At 52.0% G+C, this 20,617-nt stretch carries 23 protein-coding genes; 8 read left to right on the forward strand and 15 right to left on the reverse strand.

Going from position 1 to position 20,617, the window contains the following annotated elements; all coding sequences use genetic code 11:
- Position 1 precedes the first annotated feature (1 nt).
- Complete coding sequence (locus ABLV17_RS22485; RefSeq protein WP_348854651.1) at positions 2-505, reverse strand: hypothetical protein; 504 nt, start codon at positions 503-505, stop codon at positions 2-4.
- Between the two features lie 143 nt (positions 506-648).
- Between ABLV17_RS22485 and ABLV17_RS22490 the strand changes: the two genes are divergently transcribed.
- The gene (locus ABLV17_RS22490) at positions 649-1,053 is read left to right on the forward strand and encodes a YdeI family stress tolerance OB fold protein (RefSeq protein WP_087860740.1); all 405 of its coding nucleotides are present in this window, start codon (positions 649-651) and stop codon (positions 1,051-1,053) included.
- A gap of 15 nt (positions 1,054-1,068) precedes the next feature.
- Entirely contained in the window at positions 1,069-1,233 is a 165-nt protein-coding gene (locus tag ABLV17_RS22495; RefSeq protein WP_348854652.1) for a hypothetical protein, read from the forward strand.
- Positions 1,234-1,270: 37 nt separating this feature from the next.
- Here ABLV17_RS22495 and ABLV17_RS22500 read toward each other — a convergent pair whose 3' ends face one another.
- The gene (locus ABLV17_RS22500) at positions 1,271-2,416 is read right to left on the reverse strand and encodes a PLP-dependent aspartate aminotransferase family protein (RefSeq protein ID WP_348854653.1); all 1,146 of its coding nucleotides are present in this window, start codon (positions 2,414-2,416) and stop codon (positions 1,271-1,273) included.
- A gap of 9 nt (positions 2,417-2,425) precedes the next feature.
- The gene (locus ABLV17_RS22505; protein ID WP_348854654.1) at positions 2,426-3,802 is read right to left on the reverse strand and encodes a pyridoxal-phosphate dependent enzyme; all 1,377 of its coding nucleotides are present in this window, start codon (positions 3,800-3,802) and stop codon (positions 2,426-2,428) included.
- Between the two features lie 95 nt (positions 3,803-3,897).
- Between ABLV17_RS22505 and ABLV17_RS22510 the strand changes: the two genes are divergently transcribed.
- Both ABLV17_RS22510 and ABLV17_RS22515 read left to right on the forward strand, forming a co-directional pair.
- Positions 3,898-4,071 (forward strand): hypothetical protein, encoded by a 174-nt coding sequence (locus tag ABLV17_RS22510; protein ID WP_213794067.1) that lies wholly within the window; start codon positions 3,898-3,900, stop codon positions 4,069-4,071.
- Positions 4,072-4,154: 83 nt separating this feature from the next.
- The gene (locus ABLV17_RS22515) at positions 4,155-4,640 is read left to right on the forward strand and encodes a hypothetical protein (RefSeq protein WP_045360825.1); all 486 of its coding nucleotides are present in this window, start codon (positions 4,155-4,157) and stop codon (positions 4,638-4,640) included.
- Between the two features lie 50 nt (positions 4,641-4,690).
- Here ABLV17_RS22515 and ABLV17_RS22520 read toward each other — a convergent pair whose 3' ends face one another.
- Positions 4,691-6,025: a gluconate:H+ symporter gene (locus tag ABLV17_RS22520; RefSeq protein WP_308957979.1), complete on the reverse strand. Its 1,335-nt coding sequence runs from the start codon at positions 6,023-6,025 to the stop codon at positions 4,691-4,693.
- A 69-nt stretch (positions 6,026-6,094) separates the two neighbouring features.
- On the reverse strand, positions 6,095-7,165 hold the full coding sequence (uxuA, locus tag ABLV17_RS22525) for a mannonate dehydratase (RefSeq protein WP_308957980.1): 1,071 nt from the start codon (positions 7,163-7,165) through the stop codon (positions 6,095-6,097).
- A gap of 262 nt (positions 7,166-7,427) precedes the next feature.
- Here uxuA and ABLV17_RS22530 point away from each other — a divergent pair, with 262 nt between their 5' ends.
- Positions 7,428-7,586 (forward strand): YqaE/Pmp3 family membrane protein, encoded by a 159-nt coding sequence (locus ABLV17_RS22530; RefSeq protein ID WP_259924650.1) that lies wholly within the window; start codon positions 7,428-7,430, stop codon positions 7,584-7,586.
- Between the two features lie 54 nt (positions 7,587-7,640).
- Here the strand turns inward: ABLV17_RS22530 and ABLV17_RS22535 are convergent, their stop codons facing one another.
- From ABLV17_RS22535 to ABLV17_RS22550, 4 genes are all read right to left on the reverse strand, one after another.
- Positions 7,641-8,741 carry an NADH:flavin oxidoreductase/NADH oxidase gene (locus ABLV17_RS22535; RefSeq protein ID WP_087860745.1) on the reverse strand — a complete coding sequence of 367 codons (1,101 nt, stop codon included), beginning with the start codon at positions 8,739-8,741 and terminating at the stop codon, positions 7,641-7,643.
- Between the two features lie 118 nt (positions 8,742-8,859).
- Positions 8,860-10,473 (reverse strand): FAD-NAD(P)-binding protein, encoded by a 1,614-nt coding sequence (locus tag ABLV17_RS22540; RefSeq protein WP_308957981.1) that lies wholly within the window; start codon positions 10,471-10,473, stop codon positions 8,860-8,862.
- Between the two features lie 71 nt (positions 10,474-10,544).
- On the reverse strand, positions 10,545-11,030 hold the full coding sequence (locus tag ABLV17_RS22545) for a GNAT family N-acetyltransferase (protein WP_087860747.1): 486 nt from the start codon (positions 11,028-11,030) through the stop codon (positions 10,545-10,547).
- A complete protein-coding gene (locus ABLV17_RS22550; RefSeq protein ID WP_015705366.1) occupies positions 11,018-11,284 on the reverse strand; it encodes a DUF1778 domain-containing protein in 267 nt (88 codons plus the stop codon). The genes ABLV17_RS22545 and ABLV17_RS22550 overlap by 13 nt, the downstream gene beginning before the upstream one ends.
- Before the next feature lie 272 nt (positions 11,285-11,556).
- Between ABLV17_RS22550 and ABLV17_RS22555 the strand changes: the two genes are divergently transcribed.
- Positions 11,557-12,792 carry an MFS transporter gene (locus ABLV17_RS22555; RefSeq protein WP_047067471.1) on the forward strand — a complete coding sequence of 412 codons (1,236 nt, stop codon included), beginning with the start codon at positions 11,557-11,559 and terminating at the stop codon, positions 12,790-12,792.
- 43 nt (positions 12,793-12,835) lie between these two features.
- Here ABLV17_RS22555 and ABLV17_RS22560 read toward each other — a convergent pair whose 3' ends face one another.
- The 6 genes from ABLV17_RS22560 to surE all read right to left on the reverse strand — a co-directional run bounded on the left by ABLV17_RS22560 (position 12,836) and on the right by surE (position 18,070).
- Positions 12,836-13,333, reverse strand: a complete 498-nt coding sequence (locus tag ABLV17_RS22560) for a heme-binding protein (protein ID WP_087860748.1) — start codon at positions 13,331-13,333, stop codon at positions 12,836-12,838.
- A 95-nt stretch (positions 13,334-13,428) separates the two neighbouring features.
- Positions 13,429-14,046, reverse strand: a complete 618-nt coding sequence (locus ABLV17_RS22565) for a response regulator (protein WP_213794065.1) — start codon at positions 14,044-14,046, stop codon at positions 13,429-13,431.
- Positions 14,046-15,365, reverse strand: coding sequence for an ATP-binding protein (locus ABLV17_RS22570; RefSeq protein ID WP_308957982.1), 1,320 nt, complete (start codon positions 15,363-15,365; stop codon positions 14,046-14,048). The genes ABLV17_RS22565 and ABLV17_RS22570 overlap by 1 nt, the downstream gene beginning before the upstream one ends.
- Positions 15,362-15,949, reverse strand: a complete 588-nt coding sequence (locus ABLV17_RS22575; RefSeq protein WP_308957983.1) for a hypothetical protein — start codon at positions 15,947-15,949, stop codon at positions 15,362-15,364. Before ABLV17_RS22575 ends, ABLV17_RS22570 begins: the two co-directional genes overlap by 4 nt.
- Positions 15,950-15,970: 21 nt before the next feature.
- Positions 15,971-16,924: a hypothetical protein gene (locus ABLV17_RS22580; RefSeq protein WP_087860752.1), complete on the reverse strand. Its 954-nt coding sequence runs from the start codon at positions 16,922-16,924 to the stop codon at positions 15,971-15,973.
- Between the two features lie 276 nt (positions 16,925-17,200).
- Entirely contained in the window at positions 17,201-18,070 is an 870-nt protein-coding gene (gene surE / locus ABLV17_RS22585) for a 5'/3'-nucleotidase SurE (protein ID WP_348854656.1), read from the reverse strand.
- 361 nt (positions 18,071-18,431) lie between these two features.
- On the opposite strand from surE, the gene ABLV17_RS22590 reads away from it, so the two are divergent.
- Together ABLV17_RS22590 and ABLV17_RS22595 are read left to right on the forward strand one after the other, a co-directional pair.
- The gene (locus tag ABLV17_RS22590) at positions 18,432-19,229 is read left to right on the forward strand and encodes a histidine phosphatase family protein (protein WP_308957985.1); all 798 of its coding nucleotides are present in this window, start codon (positions 18,432-18,434) and stop codon (positions 19,227-19,229) included.
- Positions 19,230-19,290: 61 nt separating this feature from the next.
- A complete protein-coding gene (locus ABLV17_RS22595) occupies positions 19,291-20,598 on the forward strand; it encodes an OprD family outer membrane porin (protein WP_308957986.1) in 1,308 nt (435 codons plus the stop codon).
- Positions 20,599-20,617 lie beyond the last annotated feature (19 nt).

A 20,617-nucleotide genomic window follows, 5' to 3' on the forward strand; every position in this document is an offset into this window, starting at 1 on the left:
CCTACGGAAAGACAAATTGGTTAAAGGTGACGGCAGGTTGCCGGTTCGCCTGTAGTGTCGTGGAAAGGTTGCCAAATGTTTTTGGCGTGATAGATAACCACAGCGAAAGCGGCGCGCCACTGCTATTTTCATTGTAAACCAGTATCAGATGACCGTTAGCGCTGTACATTTTATCGGGCTGCGGTCGAATATCGCCAATTTGGTAATGGCTTAATAACGTGGGTGAAAAATCCACTGAGGTATGAGCGAGGCCACTGTTTTTTACCTGAACATTGACTTCGGTTTCGCTCATTAGCCTGGCAAAACGGTCATAGTCTACCGTTAATGATGAAGAGGAATTCTCATGATGGGCGGAGCTCAGGAAGCCAGATGAAAATAAACCGCATAATGCGGTAATTATAATAATGGCGAGAAAAACCACCCCATAGCGCCGGAAGTTATACTCGAAGCGTAACGCCCGTAGATTCTCGTTTATCTCTGGCGGATCCTGTTGATTATTGTCCATCTTTCGGCTCCAGCATGATGTTTATATTTAACGCTACGATAGCGACGTTGTTATTTTAGCTGATATCAGAATTATTGACGTTGTTAAAATCGCTATCCGCGACCAGACTTTAATAACAGTCTGCTGACATGAAAGGTGAAATAATGAGGAAAAAGCTAATCGCGACACTCTGTTTGTTACTCACCGCTGGCGTCTGGGCTGAAGAAAAGGGCGGTTTTAAAAACGATGCCGCACCGCCGCCGCCGCACCAGCTGGATGACGGCTATCGCGGTATGGAGGATGGCCGGATCATGACCATTGAGCAGGCGAAAACCATGCACGACGGCGCGACTATCTCCCTGCGCGGCAATGTGATTAAGCATGAAGGCGACGACCGCTATCTGTTCCGTGATAAGACCGGAACCATTGCGGCCATAATTCCGGCAGCCGTTTTCGATGGCCAGGAAATCAAGCCGGACAAACTGGTGAGTATTAACGGAAGCCTGGATAGCAAAATGACGCCGCCGCTGGTGCGGGTTGATAAGCTGCGCAAACAAGCGCCCAATTAACCGGAGAGCCTGAGTATGAGCAGAGTGCATCACCATGAACTCGATAAACGCGGTAAACACCCGGCGCGAGAAGAGCCGGGTAAACACGGTGAGATCCCGCGGAAACGGGATGATAGCGACGATCACCGAAGCGATCCCTATCATCCGACGGAAAACGCCAAAGCGGTATGTTTCTGCTGAGGGTAATGAAACCCCGCGCGGCGCGCGGGGTTAGCGTTTACTCACGTAGCGCGTTTCGCCAGTCAGCAATCAGGTCCTGCGGATCTTCAATACCTACCGAGAGTCGAATCAACTGCGGCGTTATGCCATTCGCCAGCCGCTGTTCCAGCGGAATGGAGGCGTGCGTCATGCTGAATGGCTGGCTCACCAGGCTTTCCACGCCCCCCAGGCTTTCCGCCAGGGTAAATAACCGGAGTTTTTTGATGATGCGCCCGGCGTAGTCATCATCTCCTTTGACCACGACGGAAATCATACCGCCTGGCAGGGCCATCTGTCGGCGAGCCAGAGTGTGATGAGGATGGCTGGCGAGCCAGGGGAACCAGACTTTCTCGACCTGCGGCTGCTGCTCCAGCCATTCCGCCAGCAGCAGAGCGTTGCTGCTATGACGTTCTACCCGCAAAGCCAGAGTGCGAATGCCGCGCAGGGTCAGGAAGCTGCTGAATGGGTCAAGTACGCCGCCGACGGCGTTTTGCAGATAGCCCAGCTTCTCCGCCAGCGCGGGGTTGTCGCCAACCACCGCCAACCCGGCGACGACATCCGAATGACCGTTGAGATATTTGGTCGCTGAATGCACCACAATATCAAAGCCCAGTTCGATAGGGCGATGGATGATCGGTGAGGCAAAGGTATTATCGGTGACGCTGATAATGTTATGTCGACGGGCAATCTCGGCAATGGCCGCAAGATCCGCCAGCTTGAGTAACGGATTGGTCGGCGTTTCCACCCAAATCATCCGCGTATCAGGGCGGATCGCGGCTTCGATGCCTGGCAGATCGTCAGGTTTGACCCAGGTCACTTGCAGACCGGCGCTACGACGGCGAACATTTTCAATCAGCCGGTATGTGCCGCCATAGACGTCATCTACCGCCACCAGATGGCTATCCTTATCCAGCAGTTCCAGTACCGTGGAAATGGCCGCGAGGCCTGAAGCAAAAGCAAAACCCCGGCTACCGCTTTCCAGCTCCGCGATGGCCGTCTCCAGCGCGTGGCGGGTCGGATTGCCGCTACGCGAATATTCATAGCCGGTATGCTGACCCGGCGCGGGCTGGGCAAAGGTGGAGGCGGCGTAAATTGGTGGCATCACCGCGCCATGCTGGTCGTTAAAAATGCCGCTATGGACGCTGAGCGTCTGTAAGTTTTTCATGTTCGTTCCTTATTGTTCCAGTCGGTTACGCCAGGTGGTCAGGACGTCGCTACGGGTGATCAGGCCGATAAACCGATCGTTATCGGTGACAACCACGACATGTCCACGGTCGAAGATATCTTTAAGCGCGCTTTCCGGGGCGTGCTTATCCAGGGTTTCGACATGGCGGGTCATCGCCTCTCTGACCGGCAGCGCGAAACGCCGGCTGTCGCCCTGGACGTGGCTTATCAGATCCCATTCATCGACGATGCCAACCACGTGGCCGTTTTCAAGCACCGGCAGTTGTGAGAAATCGTACAGGCGCATACGCGCAAGGACGGCAGCCAGCGTATCGTCGGGCGCGGCGGTGACGGTTGCGCCTTCGTCATGACGCAGGGCGATAAAATCGCTAAGATCGCCGCGCGTCGGGCGGCTTAGCAGACCTTGCTGGCGCATCCAGTCGTCGTTGAACATTTTCGACAGGTATTTGTTGCCGCTATCGCAGGCAAAGGTCACCACCCGTTTAGCGGTGGACTGCGCCCGGCAGTAGCGCAGGGCTGCTGTCAGCAGGGTGCCCGTTGACGATCCGGCGAGGATGCCTTCCACTTGCAGCAGCTGCCGGGCGGTGGCGAACGCTTCACGATCGGTCACACGCCACGCTTTGCGTACTTTCTCCAGATGGGCGAGCGGCGGAATAAAATCTTCGCCGATCCCCTCCACCAGCCAGGAGCCGGTTTCGCCGTATTGCCCGGTCTCTACCTGATCTGCCAGAATCGAGCCCGCAGGATCAGCAAGAATAAATTCGGTTTTCGGCGAGTGTTGCGCAAACCACGCCTGCAAACCGCCCAGGGTACCGCCTGAGCCGACACCGACCACCACGGCGTCAATATCGCCATCGAGCTGCTCAAACAGCTCCGGCGCGGTAGTGGTGGCATGAGCTAACGGGTTGGCTTCATTGTTGAACTGGTCAATATAAAACGCGCCCGGCGTTTGCTCCGCCAGACGGCGGGCGTAGTCCTGATAATAGGCGGGATGACCTTTGTTGACGTCCGAGCGGGTTAACTGCACGGTGGCGCCGAGCGCACGCAGATGGAAAATTTTCTCGCGGCTCATTTTGTCCGGCACCACCAGGATCAGTTTGTAGCCTTTCTGCGCGGCAATCAGCGCCAGCCCCAGCCCGGTATTACCGGCGGTGGCTTCAATGATGGTGCCGCCGGGGCGCAGTTTTCCCTGGCGCTCGGCTTCATTAATCATCGACAACGCCACGCGATCCTTTATCGAACCGCCGGGATTTTGGTTTTCCAGTTTCAGGAACAGGCTGCACGGGCCGGTATCCAGTTTATGCAGTTGTAACAGCGGGGTATGACCAATCAGGTCGCTTACAGAGTGAAAGAGTGACATAACCATTTACCCATTCGTATCGAGATAGCTGAATGGTAGAACTGTAAAAACGGCATTTTAAAGAACATAAATCTGCTGTTTAGCGCAAAATGGAATATAAGATGCTTTTTAGCCATCCAGAAGGAAAGCAGGTTATCCGCCCGGGCGTATTGATTGCTGGAATAGTGGTTTTTTGTCTTGTTTTTAAGCAAATTAGCCGCCGTCGTTGGCTGATCTATGCATTTTCCGGCAAAGCATTACTGAAAATTATCGATAGCTTGACTCTCCAGGCATAGCGATTATAAATAAATTGACTGTGCCGATACGGCAAGGCTATGACCGTCACTGGATTACCACCTGGACCGATAAGGGAATACTGATGAAACTGTGGAATAAAACGCTGATTACCTCTGCATTGTGCCTGGCGTTGTTTGGCTGCGATGACTCATCGAAAGTCGACAATAAACTGGATCAGGCCAAAGATAACGCGGAACAAATTAAAGATGCGGCCGCCGATAAAGCGCGGGCCATTAAGCAAGAAGCGGATAAGCAGATCGACGACATCAAAACGCAGGCCAATAATGAAGCGGATAGCCTGAAAACTCAGGCCAGCAGTATTAAATCTGAAGCCGACAAGAAGGCCGACGCGATTGCCCAGGATGCGAAAAATAAAGCGGATGCGGTAAAACAGGATGCGCAGCAAAAAAGCGATGCGATTATGAAAGAGGCGGGAAAAATTAAAGATAACGCTATCGTTGAAGCCAACCAGCTTTCCGCCGATGCCGCCAATAAAACCAAAGAAATAAAAGAGAGTATCGCGCCGGAGCAAGCGCCAGCGCAGCAGGCGCCGGCCAGCCAGCAGTAATATACTGGACTGCTACCGCGGCGATACCATTCTCGCCGCGGTGTATTTTATCAGGAAATAAACAGACTCAGTAATAACACCATCAACAGACCCACCACCGAGTTGATTAGCTCCAGTAAGCCCCAGGTCTTAAAGGTATCGCGCATCGAGATACCAAACGTTTCCTTAAATAGCAGAAACCCGCCGTCATACATCAGAGTAATGGTATTGCTACCGCAGGCCACCGCCAGGCACATCAGCGCTGGATTAAGATGAAATGCGGTAACCATCGGCGAAACAATCCCGGCTGAAGTAATTGCCGCCACGGCGCCCTGGCCGGTAAGAATACGAATAATAGCCGTAATCAGCCAGGCGATGATAAACGGCGACAGCGGGACGTGGCTCATCATCGTGACGATATGGTCGCCGACGCCGGAATCGATAATAACCTGTTTAAGAATGCCGCCGGCGCTGATGACGAACAGGACGTTGGCAATTCTGGCGACCGAATCCGTTACGCAGTGGTTAACCTGAACGGCGTTCATACCGCGGCGGCAGCCAAGCAGCCAGATTGCGGCGCCGGTCGCCAGCAGCATGCTAATTTCCGCGCTACCGAGGAACTGGAAGAATTTTGCCGCAGAAGAGGCCGCGCCAAACAGCGACTGAATCAGCGAAGACGCAATCATTAATATCGCGGGGATCAGCGGAATGGCAATGCTGACCGCAAACGACGGCAGCACCTCGGCAGGTTTCTCCTCCTGCGGTTTAATCATGGCATTCAACTTCATCTCGCGGATACCCGGAAGCCAGGCGGGTAATAAAATCCCCGCACAGAACAGCGCCGGGACTATCACGATAATGCCGTACAGATAAACCTGAACAATATCCGCCTGGAAGGCGCTGACTAATGCAACCGGCCCCGGCTGTGGCGGAAATAAACTATGTCCCATGGTGGCGCCGACGACCGTCGGAATAACCAGTTTCATCCACGGGATATTGGCTTTGCTGGCGATGTTGAGAACCAGCGGCATGGCAATCAAAAACGCCACTTCATAAAACATGGCGATGCCGAAGATGACGCCGATAAACATCAAGCCGACCGCCAGATAACGGGTACCGCAACGTCTGATTACCGTATCGGCAATCTGCTGGCTGGCGCCGGATTCGGTCATAAATTTGCCGATGATAGCGCCGAATATAATGATCAGCGCCAGGTGTCCCATTATTCCGCCCAGTCCTTGCTGAACCATCGAGACGATTTTATCGAGGGGCACACCTTCCATAATGGCGACAAACAGGCCGGCAATTAATAAGGCGAAAATATTGTGTACTTTGTATTTCAGATTCATGATGACCAGTAGCGCAATACCGACCACCACCCATAGCAGTGCCAGGGCTGGAGACATGGCATCCTCCCAACAGAGATTTTATTATTTTCAGTGCCGGAGAGCTCCGGCACCAGGGTGACGAGCGGATCAGGCGTGCTGGTTTTCCAGCGCTTCCCATAATCCCAGTAGGTAAGTGGCGCCGAGCGCGCGATCGTATAAACCGTATCCCGGGCGGCCGGTTTCTCCCCAGATAAAACGGCCATGATCGGGACGAATATAGCCGTCGAAGCCGTTGTCGTGCAGCGCCTGCATCACCCGGTACATATCGAGCGAGCCGTAGCGGGTAGGGTGCGCCGATTCGTAGAAATCTTTGTCTTTTATGATTTTAATATTTCTGACATGAGCGAAATGAATGCGCCCGCGCTGGCTGAATTCCGCGAGGATTTGATAAACGTTATTTTGCGGCTCCTCGGCAATAGAGCCGGTACATAAGGTAATACCGTTTGCCGGTGAATCCACCGCGCGACACAACCAGTCGAGATCGTCGCGGTTTTTAATAATGCGCGGCAGACCAAAAATAGAGTACGGCGGATCGTCAGGATGAATGGCCATTTTCACGCCGACCTCTTCGCAGACCGGGATAATTTTCTCCAGGAAATAGAGCAGATTTTCTCGCAGTTTGTCGTCATCGACCGCTTTATAGCTGTCGAATAGCGTCTGTACCTGCGCTAAACGTTCGGGCTCCCAGCCCGGCAGGGCATAGCCGTTGGCGTTGCTGAGCACTTCCGTAACGACCTGTTCCAGCGTTTTATCGATGCCGGCTTTTTCAAAAGCCATCGTCAGCGACCCGTCCGCCATCCGGTAGTTCATGTCGGTTTTCATCCAGTCGAAAACCGGCATAAAGTTGTAGCAAATGACCTTAACGCCAAAGGCGGCGAGGTTACGGATAGTTTGCTGATAGTTGGCGATATAGCGATCGCGCTCCGGCAGCCCGATTTTAATCGCGTCGTGAATATTCACGCTTTCGATAACTTCCATCGTCAGGCCGTTAGCGTGGGCCTGCTCGACTAACGCCTTAATTTTCTCCCGTGGCCAGACTTCGCCAACCGGAACGTCGTACAGCGCGCCGACCACACCTTCCACCCCCGGAACCTGACGGATCTGCTCAAGAGTGACTTTATCTTCGTCTGGTCCAAACCAGCGCATCGTCATTTGCATGAAAACTTTTCCTTACCGCGTTGTTTATAGTCTACTACCATACAAGTTAGATTAAGGATAACGACAATGCGGTGAGGGGGACATGATCGAACTCACAAAACCATACATCGGCTGAATTGCACACTCACTGAAGGAATACTCATTACAAGATGCGTAAAATCGGGTAAAAGGGGCGGCTAACGTGGCGGCATCAGGTAGAATTACTATGCTTAGAGACGAGGTCTCTTTTTTAAGTCGTTAATTTTGTTTGTATGGAGAGTGTATGGGTTTCTGGAGAATCGTATTTACTATCATCCTGCCGCCGCTGGGCGTACTGCTGGGTAAAGGTTTCGGCTGGGCATTCGTTCTGAATATAATTCTGACCTTGCTGGGCTACATTCCTGGTCTCATCCACGCGTTCTGGGTGCAAACCCGCGATTAACCCTGCCGTAATCTAGCGGCGCTGATGCGCCGCTATCATTCATATCGTTAAGCTTCAGCGATTAGCTTTTAACGTGCCTTTCAGCCCATGCGGTTCTGAACGCAGGTATTGCGGCGGCACGCTAACCTGGGCCCCCAGAGCCGCCGCAGCCTGCCACGGCCAGTGTGGGTTGTAGAGCGCTGCGCGGGCGATGGCAATCAGATCGGCGTCGCCGTTTTGCAGTGCATCTTCAGCCTGCTGCGGTTCGGTAATTAACCCTACGCCAATGACCGGAACGTTAACCTGCTGGCGGATTTCATGGGCGAACGGTAATTGATAGCCAGGACCGACCTGAATCGCCTGCTGCGGCGACAACCCGCCGCTGGAGACGTGAATATAGTCGCAACCCAGTGCTTCAAGCTGCTGACTAAAGACGATGGATTGCGCGGTATCCCAACCGCCGTCTACCCAGTCTGTCGCCGAAAGTCGCACGCCGACGGCGATATTTTCGCTGACCGCCTCCCGTATTGCCTGGAAAACCTCCAGCGGGAAACGTAAGCGGTTTTCCAGTGAACCGCCGTATTCATCTGTACGCTGGTTGCTCAACGGAGAGAGGAACTGATGCAGCAGGTAGCCGTGCGCGGCATGCAGCTCTATCAGTTCAATTCCCAGGCGTTCGGCGCGCCGCGCGCTATCAACAAAGGCTTGCTTAAGCCGCGCCAGATCGTCATGGCTCAGCGCTTTTGGCGCCCGGTCGCCGTCATGAAAAGCCAGCGCGGATGGGGCGACGGTTTGCCAGCCGCCGTTATCCAGCGTCAACTGACCGCCGCCAAGCCAGGGTGCAGCGACGGAGGCTTTGCGCCCGGCATGTCCCAGCTGGATACCGATGCGGGTTGTTGAATAGGCGCGAACATCTTCCAGCACTCGGTACAGGGCGGCTTCGGTTTCATCGTCCCACAAGCCGACGTCCGCCGGGGAAATGCGGCCCGCAGGCTCGACGGCGCTGGCTTCAATAATCACCAAACCGGCGCCGGAAAAAGCCAGCTGTCCAAGATGAATGCGGTGCCAGGCGGTCGCCTTGCCGTTTTCGGCGGAGTACTGACACATCGGGGCGATGACAATACGGTTTTCCAGCTCCAGTTTACCAATGCGCGCAGGGCTAAATAGTTGACTCATATGTACCTCGTAAGCGTTGTGCTGCCTGATAACCTTTAGTTGTAACATGCCTGAATGACGGCCTCTTTTCCGTTGTTGCGCTTAAGAGGCTGTTAGTTGTTAATCGCATGCTAATGGATCACCAATCATGACTGAACCACAGCTTACGCCGATGTCCGCTGGCCTGCTGTGAAACCGCTCTGGCCATTGCGGCGCCGATCTCCGCGCTGGCGACGAGCCCCTGAACGAAAGGACGGTCATGCATCAGCCACGGCAGCGCGCCGAAGGCAATGCGGCCGCGAGCGCACGCTGGCGCCTGCAGGGTGTAGTCATCACCGATATCCGGGATTTCATCACCGCAGGCGAGAAGCTGCTGGCGCAGCGTCGGGAAAGGGATGTCTTTACTCTTCAGCGCCTTTTGGCCTCTGGCGTCAATAAAGACGTCAAATTCGCTGCGTTGGTTATGGTGGTGGATGACCGTCAGCTGTGGTTGAACCTCCAGTTGATAATCGGACCCCAGCGGCAAAATACTAATAACCCCGGCCTCCCGTAACGCCAGCAGACGGCGAATCGATTCCGACGGAATGGCCGCGTAATTATCGATAAATATCCGGGCGAGCCCTGTTTTAAAGCGTTCGCGGTCGCGTTCATCAAGATGCGGCGTAATCGTCTCAATGACTTCATGCAGACGAAGAATGGTATACCGCCACGGCACGGTATGCTGTTGCTGTTTATTGCGTTCCACTTCCTGCAAATTGACATGTGCCCAGGCGAAGGGATCGTGTCGTTTTCTATCGATAAACCAGGCGTCGCTGAACGTATCCGCGGTCAACTGGCGCAAGCCTATCTGCCTGCACCATTGCGGCGCGGCGAGCTCCAGCTCTTTGACGATAAGCTGGAATACGCGATCCAGCAATCCCTCGCTCCCCTTAGCGATGGCCGCTTCCAGCGCCTGATGGGTGACTATCTCCAGCGGTTCATAGGGGATGGGGCAGTAGAAATCGGCCTCGGGCAGAATGCCATTTCGCGACATCAGTGTGATGTGGAGTTTATGGCTCGCGTCATTCAGCCGAAAATGGACGCTCTCATCGGCGTCAGCCGAAAAATGGCCATGCTGAATGACGACGGCGACGGCGGCATCAATACCGCTGAGTGACGTTCCCATAATACCGACCCGACACGGCGCGATCTGCGCCTGCATCAGACCGCTCCAGGGGCTGGGATAATATTCGCGGGGGGAATCATCGTCCTGCGGCCAGAGATGTCCGGTGGCGATAACGGCAAAATCCGCGCGTTCCGCTGTGGGCGCATGGTTAACCCACAGTTTGACGCCATCCTGTTCCGCCTTGAGATCGGTCACCTCGCAGGCCTCGCGCACGCTAACGTTGAAACCCGCTAACCTTGCTTTCTCCAACACCGCCAGGAACCGATCGCGATAATAGTCGCCGAGGATCACGCGTGGTAAAAATTGCCGCTCATGTAAGGCCTCACGCTCAATGCCATGCCGGCTGAGCCAGTCTTCGCTCTGATTTTGTAGCCACGTCAGATAGGTAATATAGATGGGGGGGATTTCGATACTGGCGATATTCGCCAGCATTTGCGCTGAGTTATGCTCATCGTTATAAGGCATGCCGACGCCAGCCTCTTCACCCTGCTCGTAGAGCACTATCTCCAGCGGCTCACCCCGTTCAACCAGGGAATGAAAAGTATAGATCCCGGTCGGCCCAACGCCGACAATCGCCACTTTCTTCATCGTTATCCTTCCTTTGGTGTGGTTCCCGAACTGAAAGATAAGTGTGGTAGAGAAAATGACGAAAGGTGGAGTTATTTAGGCAGCGCGAGGAAAAGAGTGCGTTCCTGGGTGGTTGAGGCTTTGAATCCGTGGTGTAGATAGAATCGTTTCGCGCTATCGGTCAGGGCATGGACCATCAGGGCACGTACGCCAACATTTTCGGCAACGCGATAACTGCGTAAGAGCGCATCATGGAGTAGATCAGCTCCCAGCCCCTGTCCGTGAAAAGCGCAGTCGATCGCCAGGCGGGCGAGAATGATGACCGGGATAGGATCGGGCATATTACGCCGCAGGCCGCCAGTGGCTTCCGTGTGATTAACGCTGCCGGTTGCCAACGAATAAAACCCCACCACCTGGTGGCTATCTTCCTTGCAGACCACGAAGGTTCTCGCGGCGCCCTGAGCCTGGTTTTTCATTCCTCGCTGTTTTAGCCATTGATCGAGAACCGTTTCTCCGCAACAAAATTCCGCAATCTGATGGTATGAGGATAGCGGTGCAGGCGCGCTTACTTTTCCCATTGCGGCTTTCTCGCCAGCAATTTATCGAGAGCGGGGTTAGCTTCAACCGGCGCATCCAGCATGTCGATAAATTCGGCGTATTGCTCATCGCTTAAGTTAAACACCCGACGGTCGAGAATAACGTTTTCTGCCGCCTGGCAGGCCATCTCAAGGATAAAGTCGGTCCGCGATTTGTGCAGAATTTCAGCGGCCGCATCAATCAGCGCCCGCTGGGACTCCTTCGCCCGGATGTTGAGTTGGATATCTGATTTCATCTTCTTTTCCTGTATAGCAATTGGTATACAGCTCATTGTAGAACAGCCGTATATCAAATGCTATACATTCTGCCAGCGCGGAATATCAGGGGACATATACTTAATTTGAAACAAATTAGCATGCTAATTAACTTGCGGCCATACGATTATTGGGTGTATTTAACATATGGGTAACTTAAGAAACTTTACATTTACATATGCAGTTGGCCCTGCATGTTCATTCGGGTAGCTGCTACATCTCCAGGCCGCTGTGCCAGGATAGGGATAACACGATGTTAGGCTGGACTTCACTACAGCGCAATGCCGCCATTGCCAGCTTCTTAAGCTGGACACTTGATGCCTTCGATTTTTTCCTCCTTGTATTCTTACTGAGTGACATTGCCCAGACGTTTCACGTTGGGCTGGAAAAGGTCACGCTGGCGATATTACTGACGCTTGCCGTACGGCCTATCGGCGCGCTCATTTTTGGACGGCTCGCCGAGAAATATGGCCGTAAGCCGATCCTGATGTTGAATATCATCTTCTTTTCGATATTCGAGCTGCTGTCCGCCGCGGCGCCCTCATTAACAATTTTTCTGGTTTTAAGAGTGCTATATGGCGTGGCGATGGGCGGTATTTGGGGCGTGGCGTCGTCGCTGTCAATGGAAACTATCCCGGACCGTTCCCGTGGGCTAATGTCGGGAATTTTCCAGGCCGGTTATCCGTTTGGCTATCTGATTGCCGCCGTCGCTTATGGGCTGCTATTTGATTTACTCGGCTGGCGCGGGATGTTTGTTATCGGCGCAGCGCCTATTTTGCTGCTGCCGTTTATCTGGTTCTGCGTGCAGGAGTCACCGGTATGGCTGGCGTCACGGGCGAAAAAGGAGAGCACGGCGCTACTGCCGGTACTGAAAACGCACTGGAAATTGTGCTGTTATCTGGTGGTACTGATGGCGGCGTTCAACTTCTTCTCCCACGGCACCCAGGACCTGTATCCGGTATTTTTGAAAGTGCAACATGGCTTTGATCCGAAAACGATCAGTATTATTGCGGTCACTTACAATATTGCGTCGATCATCGGCGGGGTGCTGTTCGGTTCGCTTTCCGAGAAGATTGGCCGTAAAAAGGCCATTATTACCGCCTCGCTGCTGGCGCTACCGGTTATCCCGCTGTGGGCATTCGCTAGCGGTTCACTGATGCTGGGAATCGGCGCATTCCTGATGCAGTTTATGGTTCAGGGCGCCTGGGGCGTGGTCCCGACCTATCTAAATGAACTGGTTCCCGCGAATACCCGGGCGGTGCTGCCGGGCTTTGTGTATCAACTGGGTAATCTTATCGCTTCGGTTAATGCGACTTTACAGGCCACGATTGCGGAACACCATGGACAGAACTATGGGCTGGCGATGGCAATCGTTGCCGGTACGGTGGCGATCATTATCGCGATACTGACCTTCTTTGGTCAAGAAAGTCGGGCGAAGAAGATAAGCGGGGCGGTTGAGCAAAACGCCATGCAGCATGTGAGTCGGTAACACGCTATGGCAAAGCGGGTAGCAATAGTCTACCCGCTTTGGATTAGCCCTGGTTAAGTTCGCCTTCGATAGATTTCAACCCGGCCATCGCGCAAGCTTCGTCGAAATTTCCCCCCGGCGCGCCGCCGACGCCAACCGCGCCAATGACCTGATCTCCCATCTTAACCGGCACTCCTCCAGCTAACAGCAGGAAGTCTGGTATATCACGCAGGTTCGCGGCCCCAGCGTTAGACTGAGAACCTTTCATGACATTGCTGGTGGCATTTTTAGTGGTTAGCGCGGTGAACGCTTTCATACGGCTGGCTTCGACGGTGTGCGGGCCGGCATTATCCATTCTCTTCATTAATAGCGGCGTACCGGCACGGTCGACCACAGTAACGGCGACGTTGTAGCTGTCTTTGGCGCAGGACTGTAGCGTGCTTTGCGCGATTTTATCCGCGAGCTCCACTGACAAATTTTTCTGACTGAGAACGCCCGTGGCGGCGCTTGCGGTAGTGACCAGGCTGCCGAGCAGGATGGCGCTTAGAAGGATACGTTTCATAGTGATGCTCCGTCGTGTTGAGTGGCGATAGGGCAATACTAGGGGGCAGGGAGCATGGCGACTATTGCCGCGAATACGGAACGTACCAGGTATTTTTACTTAGACGCGCTGGCGACATCAGCGTAAATCTTCAACAGTTTGGGCAGCGAGTTAACTTCAAGCTTGCTAAAAATATTGGCGCGATGCGCTTCGACGGTACGCGGCGAGAGTGAACACATACGGGCGATTTCTTTACTTGAGTAGCCCTGGATCAGCTGCTGGAGCATTTCATGCTCGCGTGCGGTTAGGGTGGCGAGTTTTTCCTGCAGCGGCAGTAATTTCTGTTGTTGTTCGAGGTGCGCGCTTTGCTGCGCCATCGCTTCGCCAACCACTTCGAATAACAGGTCGGCATCAATGGGTTTGGTTAAAAATTCAAATGCGCCATTTTTGAAGGCGCGACGGCATAAATCAATATTACCGTGCCCGGTCATAATAATAACCGGTAAGGTTAGACCTGACTGGCGCCACTCATCGAGCAGCGTCAACCCGGTTTTCCCCGGCATGCGAATATCCAGCAGCATACAACCGGTTAATTCGGCGAGATTCCCTGCCTGATGTTGAAAAGCGTGTGCGCTATCAAACGCCTGCGTCTGCCAGCCAACGGTTGAGAGCAGCAGACTTAATGAATCGCGTATTGCCGCATCGTCATCAATTAACCAGATATACTGCTCCATCACTTCTCCTCATTACGCAGCGGAAACCATAACCGGAAGCAGGCGCCTTGTCCGGTGATATTGCTCGCTTCTATCTTGCCATTAAGACGCTGAACAAGGGTATCCGCAAGGGCCATGCCGAGTCCCACACCATCAGTACGGGTGGTATAAAACGGTATAAAAACCTGCTCCAGCGCTTCAGATGATAACCCTGGTCCGCCATCAGTAAGAGTTAAGGCGATACCGTCATTCACTCGCTCAGCTTGCAGATGGATCCACGCGCTACCTGGAACATTTGCGCTTTGCGCCTGAATGGCATTGCTCACGATATTATGCAGAATTTGCTCTACCCATAGCAGCGGCGCTGGAAGCGCGGGTAGGTCCGACGGAAAATGGCTGGAGACGCGAACTTTCCCCGCGCTGATCTCGTTATCCAGCAATTCGCAAACGCGTAGCCACAGAGACGGAAGGTCCACCGGCTGATATTCGGCGCGCTTGCTGGTTAGCTTGAGACGAAACTGGCTGAGCAGGGCGTCAATGCGTTTTATCTGCAACACTGAGGCCTCAAGCAGTTCGGGGATCTTTACGGGATCGTTTTTTTTAATCAGGCGCACAGCCGCCTGGTTATAGCTCATGATGGCGGTCAACGGTTGATTAAGCTCATGTATGATGCCGGCGGCCAGTTCGCCCATGGTATTAAGACGAGTGAGTTCGCCATAGCGAGAGCGTAGATCGGCGATATCCCGTCGGCGTTTATTGGTTCGATACTGATTAACGAGATAGATAATCACCGCCCAGAACAGTGCTGGTGAAAGTATCAGCCACCACGGCAGTTGATGCCACTGCGGGTTATCGCCTGCGCTAATTAGCAGAGGTTGTGTTGGGCTGGCGACGGTTTTCTCCCAGCGCCACCAGGTGTTGGCAGAGGCGGTACCTTCCTCAAACAACGTGGTATCGTCCCAGAGAATGGCAAGATGTTTGAATGTCTTTTTCTCATTGAGACTGTTAAGTAGGGTGTTCAAATCAATCAGCAGGGAGATGCCCGGAAGATTCAGCCAGTAGCGTGCAGGGCTTTGCGCGACGATGGGGCGTCGCGGTTCAAGGGAATCATAGCGCCGCCATTGCACGATCTGCGGCAGGATCTGCTGGACTTCGGCGGCATTTTGACCGGCCGGAAGCAGGGGGATGATGGCATCGTGCTGCGACACCTTTACCGTGATTTCGCGATACAGGATGCGGAAGTCGGCGGAGCGCGCGTCATATTGCTGTTGAAGAAACCAGGCGCCAAGCCCCGTCGAGCTTAACAACGTCAGCATGAGCCAGCAGAGGTTTTTTATCATATCGCATTTTGTGCATGATGTTTTAATTGCCAGCGCCAAACTCGATTATGTAAATAAAATGCTGAGGTTTTTACAAACATAGCGCTGTTAATGAGTTTGATGCTCCCAGCGCTAAACAATACACCAACCAAAGCGCTTATAAGCAAACCGGCATGCCCACCAAATATGAATACCGAAATGAATGCGTAAATGAGATTTCCCGCGGCGAGCGCGGCGGTCAGGAAAATCAGACCTAGATAGAACTTAAGCGCCGCCAGAAAACCTCGAGAGAACAGCGTCATCGACGGGAAGATCAGCAGACAGTAGAGTAAACCTGTGGGGATGATACCAGCAAAAACAGCATGCGCGGGCCAGGAAAACCACTGAAAGATGGCTCCCCAAAGCGTTAGCTGCGGCATAGCAAAACTTATTACGCTTAACAGCGCGCTTAAAATAAAAGGCACGCCAGCCGTATGCAACCCGACAGGCGTTTCCATATGCTCCATCAAGTACATTTTCGCGGACTCTAACTGCTTAGGATCCTGCTCCTTTATCCTTTGCTCAACGATGGTGCCCAGTTTGAGACTGTCATTAATATATTTCATTATGCCGAGTGCTTTAACTATCTAAAATGAGAACGACTGTATAACGCCGATGACGTACTTACCGGATTGCGACACATTTTGCGGATGGCGTATTGTTCCGGTGAGCGCGCTCCCCGCGAAGGCTGAGGTATTAATAACCGCATTCGTTAATTCGCGCTGCAAAGAACGCTGTATTGCCTCAGACGGGAAACGCTTAGGGTAAAGCTGCGCCTGCATGGCCGCCTTAATTCCACCGTTAGAAATTCCTGGATTTTGGGCGCGGATGATTTCTTCTGTAATACGCTTACGTTCGGCCCGGCTCAGACTTTTGAGCCAGTTTATCGCCCCGGAGGAGGAACTGGCTTTCATTAATTTATATGTTGCAATGGTACTTTTTAAACCCGCACCAGCGCCAGCTAAAGAAACGATATCCAGGGCTGTTGAGGTTGCAGTATACCAGTCCTGGCTGTCAAGCCAGGCAATATCCTCCTCATGGCCGATACCGATAGCTAACAGACGTCCGCTACCGATAAAACACTGTAAACCTGTCGCCACACCACCGGCAGTGATCATTGCTGCCACCACGCCAGAGGCTCCGGCGGTGAGGGGGATGGCCGCGCCAGCTCCAAGCGCTAAAAAGACAGTGACCACGGCAGCACCGCAGGCTATAGCCGTGGAGGTAATTTCATTAGCCAGTGACGGTGCTTGTAGCGTTTTGATCGTGGCTTTTGCGGCATTGTGCGGCGTCGAGGATGCAATTTTTGTCACGATAACATGGCTAACGCTACTTTGGTTTGGTGTGGCGATTCTACGTGAAGGGCGCACAAGCCAGCGATTCATTCCGTCGGAATAGATTATCCCGGCTTGAGAGAAATCACGGGAGCAGTCCAGTTGTGCGGCCAGCGCGGTAAAATCAAAATCACTACCAGAGGCTAGTCCCAGGCTACGAGCAAACCCATAGTCGGGCAGATTTGAAGAATGTGCAGGGAAGGTCATGAGCTGCTCGCTACGTGAATTGTGGAATTATAGAAAAATGAGGTTAGATGTTAAAAAAACCATAAACAACCAGGAATAGTCCGAAACAGACTAACTTTTGAACTCAATCAAGTATTTACCTGATATTGGAACGGTACGCGTCGTACAGTACGGATGAGGGCTTAAGCAATATAATTAGGCGGTGATGAAAAATTGAAAACATCGCCTGCCAGCGATTTAGTGTGTCGCCGGCAGGAACGAAGTGGATGGTACAAAGTTGTGAAATAAACTGGTGAATTATTTATTCAGCAGTTCTTCATATTGCGCCTGAAATTGCGGCGCGTTCGTTGCCCCATCAAAGAGGGTGTAGGTGATATAACCTTTATTAAGCCAGCCGGAATCGGTATCGTTCTCAACGTTCTTTAACGATGCCGGGTTGATGATTTGTTTGGCGCGTCCATCAGGCAAAATATCATAACCAATCTGTGGGGTAGGGAACATCTCATTTTCGATATAGTGTACACCTTTAATTTTTGATTTTGGCAGCGGCGGATAGTTAATGCTTAAGCCCGATCCTTTAGGCACTAAAGGTGAACCAGGAACATGATTACGATTAAGCGTCTCAACAACCTCAACCACATAATCCACCGCATCAGGCCAATATTTATGTGTACTTGGCCATTTATTCTTCATTTCATCTTCGGTAAAGATATACCCAATGCTGGCCGCAATCGCCGGGAAACCATAACGTACAGCCCTGGCTGCCGCACTTACCGTCCCTGAATTGACCTGGGCCATCCCGGTATTCGGGCCATCGTTGACGCCAGAGATAACCAGGTCCGGCTGATTATTAGTGAGTAGTCCCCGTAAGCCAAAATCAACCGCATCGGCGGGTGTGCCCGGGAAACAGTAGCGTTTATCAGCAGCCTTCTTTACATCAAAGATTTTACCCGTTTTGAAGGTAATGGCCGAACCGATGCCGCTCTGATTGGCGGCAGGAGCGACCATCCATACCTCAAAACCTTTTTGCGTGAGTTTTTCCTGAAGCGAAATACTGCCCGGGGATTCGCAACCATCGTCGTTGACAATCAAAATTTTTAGCGGCGCGGCGCTTGCGGTAAAGGCGAATGCAGAGACCAGCGCAACGGCAATACATGACTTTTTCATCGTAACTCCTGTTATTCATGAGGGTAACTAAAATGCAAAAAAAAAACCTAAGGCCGCTCCTGCAACGAGTACAGAAACGGCCTTAGGTTTTGCCTGAAACAGTAACAATCCCAAGAGAATTTAAAATACGTACTGCAGATATTAACGTCCAGATGGGAATACGGTTGATATGAGGAGGATCACAATTACATAAATCATCGTTATAGATTAAGTGCAATTCAAAAGCATTAGTGATAGGGTCCGTAATAGCTGGATTGTTACTGTATCAACAGGCAAAACCTACGTTTTCTTCTCCACCTGCATGTCAGGGCGCTGAAGAGTACGTAGGTTTTTTTTTGGCTATGAAAAAGGATTCTTTAAAATGAAAAAATTATTTCTGGGTGTCTTAATGGCAGTTGCTGTCATTACCAGCCCACTGCTGATGGCGAACACTAACGATAAAAATGACCAGCAGGAGGTCATCAATATTTATTTTGCGCGCCATGGGAAAACGCTGCTTAATTCGTTTGACCGCGTGCAAGGTTGGATTGATTCCCCATTGACCAAGGATGGGGTGCAGGTTGCTCAATATTTAGGTGAGGGACTCAAAGGGATAAAGTTTGATCGTTATTATTCCAGCGATGCCGGACGGCAGCGCGAAACTATGGCAGTGATACTTAAACAGGCTGGCGTAACGGATTATCATTTAACCGAAATGACGGGCCTGCGAGAGGCGTTTTTTGGTGGTTTTGAAGGCGGTTATAATGTCGATATGGCCAATGAAGGCGCACACGCACTTGGAATGACGGACAGTAAAGCGCTTTTTAAAGCGATGAAAGCAGGTACGCTCTCGGTAAGGGAAAGCCAGAACGCGCTGGCCAAGTCCGATCCAAAACAGCTAGCGGAAGACTATGAGCAAGTAAAAGTGCGGACACAAGCTGCGCTGGCAACTATGGTAGAAAATGCTCAAAAAGAGGGTGATAAAAATATTCTGGCCATTTCTTCAGGCACGGCGATTCAGATAATGATTTCCGATCTGACGGATGACCCGGCCAAAAATCTGCCATTGTCGAATGCTGCAGTGGTGAAAATCACTTATCACGATGGTAAATACAGCGTGCCAGAAATTGGCACCATGAAATACGTTGAAGCAGGCAAGAATTCACTAAATCACAAATAATCTTACAGTTTAGTTTTCCGCCATAAATAAGCTATGGCGGATCTTTTTTCAGGAAATAAAAATGTTTAAGAACATAACTTCTGCGTTAATAGCGTGCGGGCTGGTTACGCCTGTATGGGCCGCTACAGACGCTATTTTTGATGATCCTTTTTTTACTGACTCACAGCTCACTGTCTCTGCAAAGAATTACTGGAAGTATCTTAAGGAGGAAAATGCCAATCCTAAACATGTACACAACGCCTGGGGGCAGGGATTTTCAGCAGAATACCAGTCTGGTTATTTAGCCGATATTATCGGCTTCGATGTATCATATTATAGCGCGATAAAGTTGGGTGCCAGCGACTATTTCAACTCCCGCGGCGTGCTTTATAATAATGGTACAGGTAACAAAAAAAGCAACGCCGAAGGGTATTCAAAGTTCGGCCAACGTAACGTGAAGCTTAACTACACGCTTTCTGGTGCTCAGCTAAACGCGCGCTGGGGATGGCAGATGCTGAAAAATTATGGCGTTATTTCAACATCTAACAGGCTTTCGCCGACAACGTATTCCGGAGTAAGCAGTGCTGTAAGCTACGGCCCATTTACCATAAGAGGGGCCTGGCTTGAAAATTCCATGGACAGAAACTCACCAGATAAAAAGCGATTTCAGACCAATACCGGTGAATATATTAGCCACCTGGCAAGCGGAGAAATTCTCTGGCGGGGGAAAAATTTTGATGCACAGTATGCTTATGGTGAGAGTAAAAACTACCTGCAACGGCACCTGCTGTTTACTCAGTTTCGGGCGGATTCGCAGCTAACGATTGGAACGCAAGTCTACGGCACCCACGCGTTGGAAAGTTACCGCGCAATGCCTGCGAGCAAACGGGATTTTGACAATAATGCCTGGCATTTTGCGCTGGATGCGACCTGGAAAGGTGAACGCTGGAATAGCAAAATGGGTGTAGGCTACACCAATGCTAAAAAAGCAGGTGAAGTCGGGTTTTATCCACGCCACATGAGTAAAAATTCCCGGGGAACATTTATTTCCATGGCCTACGCTGGCGACGATTACATGCGTGATGGGGAACTGATGCTGGCGAACATCACCGAATATCGATTAACCCCTGAATTAGCCGTTGGCCTGGCGGGAAACATCGGGCAATTTAACTATAAAGGGAATCATGTGCGCACCGGGGAGATCAATGCCTTTAGCCGTTGGGTTCCAACGCAGTCCATGTTTAAAAACTTCACTTTTTGGGCGATGTTCGGGCCAGGATGGTCATACAAGACGCAGGGAAAAACGCCAGTCCTTACGGACGGCCATTACACACGTACAAACACGCTGTCGTCGGAAGTGATCATGGAATATCGATTCAAGGTGTTCTGATCGCGATGGTATGCAAGAC

Origin of the sequence: Klebsiella sp. CN_Kp091 (assembly GCF_040065095.1) — a bacterium.
Lineage (GTDB): Bacteria > Pseudomonadota > Gammaproteobacteria > Enterobacterales > Enterobacteriaceae > Klebsiella > Klebsiella aerogenes.